Raw genomic sequence first — 9,935 nt, 5'->3', positions numbered from 1 at the left:
GGCGGCGGACGGGGTGCGCTCGGCGCCGACGGGGTTGGTGAACACGCCGTCGGCGAAGTTCGGTGACCGCCGGATGCGCGCCATCCGCTCCCCGGACGGGTCCGCGCCGAATGCGGCCGGGCGCAGGGCGTCGAGCGGTGAGCTTGTCGGGCGGGAGCCGGTCACGGCACCTCCAGGGCGAATGCGGCAGGTCATGCCATTATCCGCCCCTGCCCGGCGGGCTCGCGGCGGCCCCTGCGTGACGGCCTGGCCACCGTTTTCCGAGGTGCCGGTGAACCTCCGGCTGTCCGCGCCTCCGGGCTCACCCCCGTGATATGAGCCCGGACGCGCGGCCGGCGCAGTGCCGGGGATCCACTGTGCAGGGTCGCGCGCGCAGATGCACGTGAATTTTCCCGTGCAGCAATGCCACCGGCCTTCTGTGCAGGGCTTCTTCCGGGGAGCGCACCAAATCCCCGCACTGTCTTCTCAGAGCCCACTCACACGGAGCGTGAGGTTCAGCCGGCCGGTGAGGCCGAGCGCGGCGGGGGCGGTGCCGGGACGGGTGCGCGGCACCCCGTGGAAGGCGAGGCGCGAGGGGCCGCCGAAGACGAAGAGGTCGCCGCTGCGCAGCTCGACGTCGGTCCAGGGGCGGCCGCGGCCGCCGGGGGTGCCGAAGCGGAAGAGGCAGCTGTCGCCGAGGCTCAGGGAGACGACCGGGGCCGGCGACTTCTCGTCCGCGTCCTGGTGCATGCCCATCTTCGCGTGGCCGTCGTAGAAGTTGACCAGGGCGATGTCGTACGCCGCGGGCTCCGGCTCCGTGCCGTACGCGTCGGCGACGGCCTGCACCGCCATCCGCCCCAGCCAGCCGGGGAACGGCTTGACCGGCGCGCCGTCCCCGTCCACGACGGTGCGGGCGTAACCGTAGGGGTACCAGTGCCAGCCCAGGCAGACGGTGCGCACGGACATCTGCCCGCCGGTCGGCATGCGGACGGTCCGCAGGCCGGCCGGGGGCCGCGCCCACGTGCGGCAGGCGGCGAGCAGACGCCGCTGGGCCGCGAGGTCCAGCCAGCCGGGGACGTGGACCGCTCCCGGGGCGACCTCGGCCCGGGGCCGGGGGAAGAGCTCGTCGTCCATGCCGCCCAGCCTAGGGCGGCTCCCCCGGACCCCCGCCGGACGGTGTGACGACCGTCTCACCCGGACGGCGGCGCGGGATGTCACGGATCCGCGGGCACGGTCCGTCGTACGGGCAGAGGCAAGCCCGCCCCGACCCGATGGAGGACCCGCCATGGCCAGGATCTCGCTCACCCCGGACCGCACCCCGCTGATCCGTCTCGTGCAGTGGTACAGCAGGCGCACCTACGGCAAGGTGCTGGAGCCGCTCATGGCCGCCGCCCACAACCGGCGCGTGCTGCTGACGACGGCCCGCTTCGAGATGTCGCTGGCCCGCTGGAAGAAGCTGGACCCGCAGCTGAAGGCGCTGGCCGAGATGGCGTCGGCGGCGGCGATCGGCTGCTCGTGGTGCATGGACTTCGGCTACTGGGTCAACCGCGGGCACGGGATGGCGCACGAGAAGCTGCGCGACATCCCGGTGTGGCGGGACAGCGACCTGTACACCCCGCTGGAGCGGGACGTGCTGGAGTACGCCGAGGCGATGACGGTCACCCCGCCGGCCGTCGGGGACGACCTGGCGGAGCGGCTGCGGCTGCGCCTGGGCGACGCCGCGTTCGTCGAGCTGACCGCGATGATCGCGGTCGAGAACCTCCGCTCGCGCACGAACGCGGCGCTCGGCCTGCACAGCCAGGGCTTCAAGGACAGCTGCGACGTCCCGGCCCGCCCGCAGGCCGGCACGGCCCCGGCGGCGGGCTAGCCCTTGCGGCCCACTCCCCCGTAGAAGATCGTGTCGTTGAGCTCCGCGGGGCCCGGGACCGGCCCGTCCGGCCGCCACAGCGGCACCCGGACCAGACCCGGGTCCAGGAGCTCGAAGTCCCCGAAGAGCGGCTCGACGGCGGCGCGGTCGCGCAGGTTGAGGCCGGCAGTGGCGTTCTTGTACGTGCCGACGACGCGGTCGCGGGCCTTGACGTCGGTGTAGCCGTCCGCGTACCCCTCGTACGGCTCGGCCGTGGCGTGGGAGAGCACGAGGTGGCTGCCGGCGGGCAGCGCGTCGGCGAAGGCCGCGACGATGCCGGCGGGGTCCTCCTCGTCGGTGACGAAGTGCAGGACGGCGACGAGCAGCAGGGCCACCGGCTCGCCGAAGTCGATCAGCTCGCGGACCTCGGGGCGGGCCAGGATCGCCGCCGGGTCGCGCACGTCGCCGAGGACGAAGCCGGCCTGCCCGGTACCGGTGAGCTTGGCGCCCGCGTGGGTGGCGACGATCGGGTCGTTGTCGACGTAGGCCACCCGGACGTCCGGCGCGACCTCCCGGGCCACCTCGTGGGTGTTGGGCGAGGTGGGGATGCCCGTACCGACGTCGATGATCTGGCGGACCCCGCCGCGGACGACCTCCCGCACGGCGCGCTGCAGGAACGCCCGGTTGGCCCGGGCGGAGAGCCGGACCTGCGGGTGCGCCTGGATGACGTGCTCGGCGGCCTGCCGGTCGACCTCGTAGTTGTCCCAGCCGCCGAGGTAGTAGTCGTACATCCGCGCCGGGTGCGGCCGGCTGGTGTCGATGTCCTCGGCCGCGAAGCCCTGCTGGCTCATGCGGTGCTCCGTTCGGTTGGTTGCGCGGTAGGGGGTGACGCCGCGGCGCGCGGGCGGCGCGGGCCGCCCGGCGGTGCCGTGCACGTTCCCTGCGGGGTCATTCGCAGGCGGCGCCGGAGCCGGCGAGCAGGAAGTCCGCCGCGCCCGCCTTGGCGCCGTTGATGAAGCTCTCCATCTCGTGACGCGTGTAGATCAGCGCGGGGCCCCCGGGGTCGGTGGACTGGCGCAGGGCGATCCGGCCGTCGCCCAGCCGCAGGGCCTCGACGCACGAGCCCCCGTTGCCGCCGCTCCACGGCTTGCTCCACCCCTCGGTGCCGAGGTCGGTGGCGGGCATGCCGTTGTAGATGCGATCCATGGTTCAGATCTCCTTACGAATCCCACCCAGGATTGCCTCGGTGGTGTGTGCCGGCGCGGCCTGCGCGCACATGCGGTCGAGCGCCTCCAGGAAGGCCGAGACGTCGTCGCGCTGGTCGAAGTACGAGGCGCCGACGAGGTTTTCGGCGTAGGCGATGTCCGGCAGCTCCGGGAGCGGGAACCGGAAGATGTGGAACGGTCCGTACATCGCCGGGTGCGGCCCGGCGGCGAACGGCATGATCTGCAGCCGTACGTTGGGCATGGCGGTGACCTCGGCGAGGCGGGCGACCTGCTCGCGCATGATGTCCGGCCCGCCGATGGGGCGGCGCAGCACCGTCTCGTCGATCACCACCCACAGCAGTGGCGCGCCCTCGCGGGTCAGCAGCGACTGGCGCTCCCGGCGGACGGCGACCGCGCGCTCGACGTCCGCGTCCGGGGCGTGCGGCATGCCGGCGCGGAGCACGGCGCGTGCGTAGCGCTCGGTCTGCAGCAGGCCCGGGACGTAGTGCGGTTCGTAGGCCCGGATGAGGTTGGCCTCGCCCTCCAGGCTGACGAACGCGCTGAACCACTCGGGCAGGACGTCCCGGAAACGGTGCCACCAGCCGGGGCGGTTGGCCTCGCGGGCGAGGGCGAGGAAGCCCTCCACCTCCTCGGCGTCGCTCACGCCGTAGACGCGCAGGAGCTTCTCCACGTAGGGGAGCTTCAGGCCGACTTCGGCCTTCTCCATCCTGCGGACGGTGGCGTGGGTGACGTCGAGGGCGCGGCCCGCCTGCTCGTAGGAGAGCCCGGCCTTCTCCCGCAGGTCGTGCAGCCGTTTGCCGAGCACGACCCGCAGGACGGTCGGTGCGCCCGCCGGACGCGCTTCCGCCACTGTTCTCCCCCTCCATGCCCGCCGGTTGTCATATGCCCGCAGTCTGTCACGCACCCCCCGGAGCCGACAGACTGATCCGACGATTCTGTAATTTGCAGATTGAACCTTGCCACACATGAGCCGTATCGCACATAGTTACGGCGTGGTCCCCTCCCATGACGCACCTTCGCTCGGGCGCCTCGGCTGTTCCATGGCCGTACGTCTGCAGGACGCCTTCCACTTCCCGGCCCGTGGCGCCTCGGTGGCCGCCGCGCGAAAACGGGTCCTCGCACAACTGCGGGAGTGGGGCATCGACGAAGTGGCGTGCGACGACGCCCAGTTGGTGGTGTCGGAGCTCTTCACCAACGCGGTCCGGCACACGGACAGCGCGAACGTCAGCTGTCAGCTGAGGGTGCTCGGTGCGCATCTGCGCATAGAGGTGGGCGACCAGGGCCGCACCCCGACGGAGCCGCGGGCCCGGTGCAGCGGGACGGACGAGGAGAGCGGCCGGGGCCTGCTGCTCGTGGGCACGCTGTCGCAGGCATGGGGGGTCCGGCCCGACGACAGCGGCCGGGGCCGTGTCGTCTGGGCCGACCTCGCCGCCGGGCGGCTCTCCCCCTGAAAGGCATCCCGGCGGCCTGAAGGCGCTGCAAAGGCACTACGAACTGCGAACTACGAACTGCGAAGGCGCTACAGCGGCAGCAGATCCGGCCGCTTGGGCTCCACGTGGTCCCCCGAGGACTCGCCGCGCAGCCGGCGGCCGATCCACGGCACCAGGTGCTCGCGCGCCCAGTGGATGTTGTCGCGCCGCACCTCGGCGGGCGAGCGGTGGTCCTCGTCCGGCCAGGCCTGGTCCGGGTCGGCCGGCACCTCCAGGCCGAGCACCTGGGCGGCCCGCAGGGCGACCCGCGTGTGCCCGTCGGGCGAGAGGTGGAGCCGGTCGTCGCTCCAGGCCCGGCGGTCCTGCACCGAGCGCAGCGACCACAGGTCCAGGACCGGGCAGCCGTGCCGGTCCGCGATGGCCCGGACGTGGGCCGTGTACGTCGCGATCTTGCCGCGCAGGTGCCGCAGCACGGGCATCCCGCGGGTGTCGAAGCCGGTGCACAGCAGGACGGTGCCCACGGAGGAGGCCAGCTCGGCGACGGCCTTCTCGTAGCGCTCGGCCACGGCGTCCGGGTCGCTGCCCGGGCGCAGGATGTCATTGCCGCCCGCGCAGAACGTCACGAGGTCCGGGCCGAGCTCCTTCGCCCGGGGCACCTGCTCCGCGACGATCTGGTCCAGGAGCCGGCCGCGCACGGCGAGGTTGGCGTAGCGGAAGTCGTGCTCGGCGCGCTGGTCGGAGAGGAGTACGGCCAGTCGGTCGGCCCAGCCGATGAAGGTGTCGTCCGGACCCGGGTCGCCGACGCCTTCGGTGAAGCTGTCCCCGACGGCTGCGTACGACCCGATCGCGCTCTTGCTGAATGAATTCGAATCGTCTGCCACGTCGGTACATCTTTCCTCTCCGGGAGTGACCTACGCCACCGTAACCAGGGGTTGACGAGCCGTGATGTATCCCACCCCGAGAAGTCCGTGTACGCGGAATACGTCGGCGCGGCTACCACAGCGGGGCGGTTGCCCGTACAACCGGTGTCGTAAGGTCGTTGAACCGCTTCGCCGGCGAGCAGTGCCGGCGGCCTAGCCCTGGGAGCGCCCGTGACGCAGACGCCGCATGTGCCGTCCACCGAGCCCGAGCTGGCGGGGGTGCGCAACTTCCGCGACCTCGGCGGTCTGCAGGCCGCCGGCGGACGGCGGGTACGGCACGGCGTCCTCTTCCGCAGCGGGCACCTCGCCCACGCCACCGAGGACGACGCGCGCTTCCTCGGCTCGCTCGGCCTGCACACGGTCTTCGACTTCCGCAACGACGCCGACATCGCGCTCGACGGCCCGGACGTCGAGCTCACCGGCGTCCGGAACGTCAACCTCCCCCTCAACGACCCGGCCCACGGCGCCGAGTTCTGGAACATGGTGCGCGCCCGCGACCTCGGGCACCTGCGGACCGTGCTGGCCGACGGCAGAGCCGCGGAGCGGATGGCCGAGACGTACCGGGAGGTCGTCACGGGCCGCACGGCCGAGCTCGGCCACGTCCTGCGCGCCCTCGCCGACGACAGCGTGCCGGCGCTGATGCACTGCGCGGCCGGGAAGGACCGCGCCGGGCTGTCCGTCGCGGTCACCCTGCTCGCCCTGGGCGTCGGCCGCGACGCGATCGAGGCCGACTACCTGGAGTCGAACGCGCCGCACCGGCGCTACCGGATGCGGCGCGCGCCGGAGTCGACGGGGCCCGAGGACCGGGAGATCGCGGAGCTGCTGTCGCCGATGTTCGAGGCGCGCGCCGCGTACCTCCACGCGGCGTTCGACGAGATGGACGCCACGTGGGGCACGGCCGACCGCTACCTGGCCGACGGCCTCGGGCTCGGCCCGGCGGCCCGTGAACGCCTGCAGGCCAGGCTGCTCACGGACTGACCCGGGGCTCCTGACCGGCGGGCGGCCGGATCACCGCGAGGCCGCCCGGCAGGGCGCTAGCGGTTCGCCACCGCCTGCTTCACCAGCGTCCTCCCGAAGTCCCACAGCAGGCCGCCTCCGCCGTGGGCGTCGTCCATGACCGCCGTGAAGGCGTCCACGAACCGGTTCACCTCGCGCTCCCCGATGACCAGCGGCGGGATCAGCTTGATCACCTCCAGGTGGTCGCCGGAGACCTGGGTGAGGATGCGGTGCTTCTGCAGCAGCGGCACCACGACCATCTGCGCGAAGAGGCCCTTGCGCGCCGCCTGGAGCATGGCCCAGCGGCTGCGCAGCCCCAGCGAGGACGGCTTGCCGAATTCGATGCCGATCATCAGGCCCCGGCCGCGGACGTCGTGCAGCAGCTCGTACTTGCCGACGAGCGCGGCCAGCCGGCCGCGCAGCAGGTCGCCCGTGCGCCGGGCGTTGGCGACGATCCGCTCGTCCTCCATCACGGAGAGCACCGCGAGCCCCGCCGCCATCGCCTGCGCGTTGGAGCCGAAGCTCGCGGAGTGCACCAGGACGCGGTCCATGGAGGAGTAGACCTTCTTGAAGATCCAGTCCTTGCCGAGGGTGGCGCCGACGGGCACGTAGCCGCCCGAGAGCGCCTTGGCCACGCAGACCAGGTCCGGCTCGACGCCCGTCTCGTGCTGGTAGGCGAAGAAGTCCCCGGTGCGGCCGATGCCGGTCTGCACCTCGTCGGCGATGAGCAGCGCCTTGTGCCGGTGGAGCAGCTCCTGCGCGGCGCGCAGGAAGCCGGCGGGCGGCTCGAGGACGCCCTTGCCCTGGATCGGTTCGACGACGAAGGCCGCCACGTCGCCGCGGGCGAGCTCCCGCTCCAGGGCGGCGAGGTCGCCGAGCGGGATCGCCGTGTCGGGCAGCAGGGGCGCGAAGCCGTCCCGGAAGCCGTCCTCGCCGTTGACGGACAGCGAGCCGGTGGTCAGGCCGTGGAAGGCGTGGGAGCAGTAGAGGATCCGCGGCCTGCCCGTCGCGTACCGGGCGAACTTCAGGGCCGTCTCCACCGCCTCGGTGCCGCTGTTGCCGAAGAACACCCGGTCCAGGTGCGGCGCGTAGGACAGCAGCTTCTCGGCGAGGAGGCCGGGCAGCGGCTGGCAGTCGAACCGGGTGAGGTCGGCGAGCGAGGCGTCGAGGACGTCGTGCAGCGCCTTGCGGACGACGGGGTGGTGCCGGCCGACGCCCATCACCCCGAAGCCGGCGAGCATGTCGAGGTAGTCCTGCCCGTCGGCGTCCCAGAAGTAGGCGCCCTCGGCCCGCTCGTAGACCTTGTCGAAGCCGATGGTGTGCAGCATGCGCGGCAGCTGGTGGTTGAGGTGCCGGGCGTGCAGGTCGTACCGCTCGCCGCCGCGCTCCGCGAGGAGCCGGGTGAGGTCGAAGCCCTTGCCGTCGGCGGCGGCACCGGCTGTGTCGGCTGTCATGCGTCGTTCTCCTTCACGGCCGCGGGGTCCTTCGCGGCTTCTTCCTTGCGGGCCAGAGCGGCGCTGATCCGGCCGGCGATCTCGGCGGGGGTGAGCCCGAGGTCCGCTAGGACCTCGCCGCGCTTGGCGTGCGGCAGGAACTGCTCGGGGATGCCGAAGGTGCGCAGCGGCACGTCGACGCCGGCGTCGCGCAGCGCCTGTCCGACGGCCCAGCCGACGCCGCCGGTGCGGCTGTTGTCCTCGACGACCGCGACGACCCGGTGGCGGGCGGCGAGCGGCGGCAGTGCGGGGTCGACGGGCTTGACCCAGCGCGGGTCGACGACGGTGCAGGGGGTGCCGCGGGCGGCCAGGAGGTCGGCGGCCTCCAGGCACACGCCTGCCATGGCGCCGACCGCGACGATCAGGACCTGTGCCTCGTCCGCGCCGGGGGCGGGGCGGGCGATGACGTCCATGCCGCCTTCGCGGGCCAGGGCCGGGACGGGCTCGCCGACGCTCTCCTTCGGGAAGCGGATCACGGTGGGCGCGTCCTCGACCCCGACGGCCTCGCGCAGCTGGGCGCGCAGCTGGGCGGCGTCGCGCGGGGCGGCGATCCGCAGGCCGGGGACGACCTGCAGGATCGACATGTCCCACATGCCGTTGTGGCTGGGCCCGTCGGTGCCGGTGACACCCGCCCGGTCCAGGACGAAGGTCACCCCGCACTTGTGCAGGGCGACGTCCATCAGCACCTGGTCGAAGGCGCGGTTGAGGAACGTGGCGTAGACGGCGAAGACCGGGTGCAGCCCGCCGGTGGCCAGGCCGGCCGCGGACACCGCGCCGTGCTGCTCGGCGATGCCGACGTCCCAGACGCGGTCGGGGAAGGCCTCGGCGAACTTCGTCAGGCCCACGGGGTGGAGCATGGCGGCGGTGATGGCGACGACGTCGGGCCGCTCGGCGCCGATGGCGAGCATCTCGTCGCCGAAGACCGAGGTCCAGGAGCGGCCGGCGGCCGGGGCCAGCGGCCGGGAGGTGAGCGGGTCGATCACGCCGACGGTGTGGAAGCGGTCGGCGTCGTCCTCCAGCGCGGGCTGGTAGCCGCGGCCCTTCTCCGTACGGCAGTGGACGAGGACGGGGCCGTGGAAGCGCTTGGCCCGGCGCAGCGCGGACTCGACGGCGGCGACGTCGTGCCCGTCTATCGGGCCGAGGTACTTGAGGCCCAGGTCCTCGAACATGCCCTGCGGGGCGAAGGCGTCCTTGAAGCCCTTCTTCGCGCCGTGCAGGGACTCGTAGAGGGGCCTGCCGATGGCGGGCAGGCCCTGGATCGCGTCCTTGCCCCAGGACAGGAAGCGTTCGTAGCCGTCGGTCGTGCGGAGCGTGGCGAGGTGGTCCGCGAGGCCGCCGATGGTGGGGGCGTAGCTGCGCTCGTTGTCGTTGACGACGATGATCAGCGGCCGGTCCTTGGCGGCGGCTATGTTGTTGAGCGCCTCCCAGGCCATACCGCCGGTCAGGGCCCCGTCGCCGATGACGGCGACGACGTGGCGGTTCCAGCGGCCGAGGACCTGGTTGGCCTTGGCGAGCCCGTCGGCCCAGCCGAGGACGGTCGAGGCGTGGCTGTTCTCGATGACGTCGTGCTCGGACTCCTCGCGCGAGGGGTAGCCGGACAGGCCGCCCTTGCCGCGCAGCTTGGAGAAGTCCTGGCGGCCGGTGAGCAGTTTGTGCACGTACGACTGGTGGCCGGTGTCCCACAGGATGCGGTCGGCCGGTGAGTCGAAGGAGCGGTGCAGGGCGATGGTGAGCTCCACCACGCCCAGGTTGGGGCCGAGGTGGCCGCCGGTCCTGGCGACGGCGTGGATGAGGAAGTGGCGGATCTCCTCCGCCAGTTCGGTCAGCTCCTCGGCGTCCAGGGTCTTCAGGTCGCGCGGACTGCGGATGTTCTCCAGCAACGACACGCGGGCCCCCTCCTCGTCTTGCGGCCTGGGCCGGGCGGCCGCACGGTCGCTGTTCCTACGGTGGCGGGTCGCCGGTCTCAGGCCACGGTGACGTGCGGCGCCCCGGGGAGGGCTCCGTCCGCCGCCATGGCATCGGCGATCTTCATTGCTTCCTCGATA

Annotated in this window: 10 protein-coding genes and 1 pseudogene; 3 read left to right on the top strand and 8 right to left on the bottom strand. The window is 72.8% G+C overall.

The window, feature by feature from the left end; translation table 11 throughout:
* Both V7793_RS26645 and V7793_RS26640 read right to left on the bottom strand, forming a co-directional pair.
* Positions 1-195: pseudogene (locus V7793_RS26645) on the bottom strand (hypothetical protein); the annotation flags it as partial.
* A 270-nt stretch (positions 196-465) separates the two neighbouring features.
* On the bottom strand, positions 466-1,113 hold the full coding sequence (locus V7793_RS26640) for an alpha-ketoglutarate-dependent dioxygenase AlkB family protein (protein WP_336010755.1): 648 nt from the start codon (positions 1,111-1,113) through the stop codon (positions 466-468).
* A gap of 151 nt (positions 1,114-1,264) precedes the next feature.
* Here V7793_RS26640 and V7793_RS26635 point away from each other — a divergent pair, with 151 nt between their 5' ends.
* Complete coding sequence (locus V7793_RS26635) at positions 1,265-1,846, top strand: carboxymuconolactone decarboxylase family protein (RefSeq protein ID WP_336010752.1); 582 nt, start codon at positions 1,265-1,267, stop codon at positions 1,844-1,846.
* On the opposite strand, the gene V7793_RS26630 is transcribed toward V7793_RS26635, so the two are convergent.
* The 3 genes from V7793_RS26630 to V7793_RS26620 form a co-directional block, all read right to left on the bottom strand.
* The gene (locus V7793_RS26630) at positions 1,843-2,676 is read right to left on the bottom strand and encodes an SAM-dependent methyltransferase (RefSeq protein WP_336010749.1); all 834 of its coding nucleotides are present in this window, start codon (positions 2,674-2,676) and stop codon (positions 1,843-1,845) included. The genes V7793_RS26635 and V7793_RS26630 overlap by 4 nt on opposite strands.
* 97 nt (positions 2,677-2,773) lie before the next feature.
* The gene (locus tag V7793_RS26625) at positions 2,774-3,031 is read right to left on the bottom strand and encodes a DUF397 domain-containing protein (RefSeq protein WP_058042627.1); all 258 of its coding nucleotides are present in this window, start codon (positions 3,029-3,031) and stop codon (positions 2,774-2,776) included.
* 3 nt (positions 3,032-3,034) lie between these two features.
* Positions 3,035-3,901, bottom strand: a complete 867-nt coding sequence (locus V7793_RS26620; RefSeq protein WP_336010745.1) for a helix-turn-helix domain-containing protein — start codon at positions 3,899-3,901, stop codon at positions 3,035-3,037.
* A 142-nt stretch (positions 3,902-4,043) separates the two neighbouring features.
* On the opposite strand from V7793_RS26620, the gene V7793_RS26615 reads away from it, so the two are divergent.
* Positions 4,044-4,502 carry an ATP-binding protein gene (locus tag V7793_RS26615; RefSeq protein ID WP_336010742.1) on the top strand — a complete coding sequence of 153 codons (459 nt, stop codon included), beginning with the start codon at positions 4,044-4,046 and terminating at the stop codon, positions 4,500-4,502.
* A 68-nt stretch (positions 4,503-4,570) separates the two neighbouring features.
* On the opposite strand, the gene V7793_RS26610 is transcribed toward V7793_RS26615, so the two are convergent.
* On the bottom strand, positions 4,571-5,362 hold the full coding sequence (locus V7793_RS26610) for an SGNH/GDSL hydrolase family protein (protein ID WP_058042624.1): 792 nt from the start codon (positions 5,360-5,362) through the stop codon (positions 4,571-4,573).
* Between the two features lie 210 nt (positions 5,363-5,572).
* Here V7793_RS26610 and V7793_RS26605 point away from each other — a divergent pair, with 210 nt between their 5' ends.
* On the top strand, positions 5,573-6,379 hold the full coding sequence (locus tag V7793_RS26605) for a tyrosine-protein phosphatase (RefSeq protein WP_336010739.1): 807 nt from the start codon (positions 5,573-5,575) through the stop codon (positions 6,377-6,379).
* Between the two features lie 56 nt (positions 6,380-6,435).
* On the opposite strand, the gene V7793_RS26600 is transcribed toward V7793_RS26605, so the two are convergent.
* The gene (locus V7793_RS26600; RefSeq protein ID WP_336010736.1) at positions 6,436-7,851 is read right to left on the bottom strand and encodes an aspartate aminotransferase family protein; all 1,416 of its coding nucleotides are present in this window, start codon (positions 7,849-7,851) and stop codon (positions 6,436-6,438) included.
* Positions 7,848-9,776: a 1-deoxy-D-xylulose-5-phosphate synthase gene (dxs, locus tag V7793_RS26595; RefSeq protein WP_336010733.1), complete on the bottom strand. Its 1,929-nt coding sequence runs from the start codon at positions 9,774-9,776 to the stop codon at positions 7,848-7,850. The genes V7793_RS26600 and dxs overlap by 4 nt, the downstream gene beginning before the upstream one ends.
* Positions 9,777-9,935 lie beyond the last annotated feature (159 nt).

The organism is Streptomyces sp. KLMMK, from assembly GCF_036961605.1.
GTDB classification, from domain to species: Bacteria; Actinomycetota; Actinomycetes; order Streptomycetales; family Streptomycetaceae; genus Streptomyces; species Streptomyces telluris.
This window is presented reverse-complemented; position numbering and strand designations above follow the sequence as displayed.

Coding starts and splice junctions, on each gene's coding strand:
- V7793_RS26625 (WP_058042627.1), bottom strand. CDS start 3,031: ATGGATCGCATCTACAACGGCATGCCCGCCACCGACCTCGGCACCGAG.
- V7793_RS26640 (WP_336010755.1), bottom strand. CDS start 1,113: ATGGACGACGAGCTCTTCCCCCGGCCCCGGGCCGAGGTCGCCCCGGGA.
- V7793_RS26635 (WP_336010752.1), top strand. CDS start 1,265: ATGGCCAGGATCTCGCTCACCCCGGACCGCACCCCGCTGATCCGTCTC.
- V7793_RS26600 (WP_336010736.1), bottom strand. CDS start 7,851: ATGACAGCCGACACAGCCGGTGCCGCCGCCGACGGCAAGGGCTTCGAC.
- V7793_RS26630 (WP_336010749.1), bottom strand. CDS start 2,676: ATGAGCCAGCAGGGCTTCGCGGCCGAGGACATCGACACCAGCCGGCCG.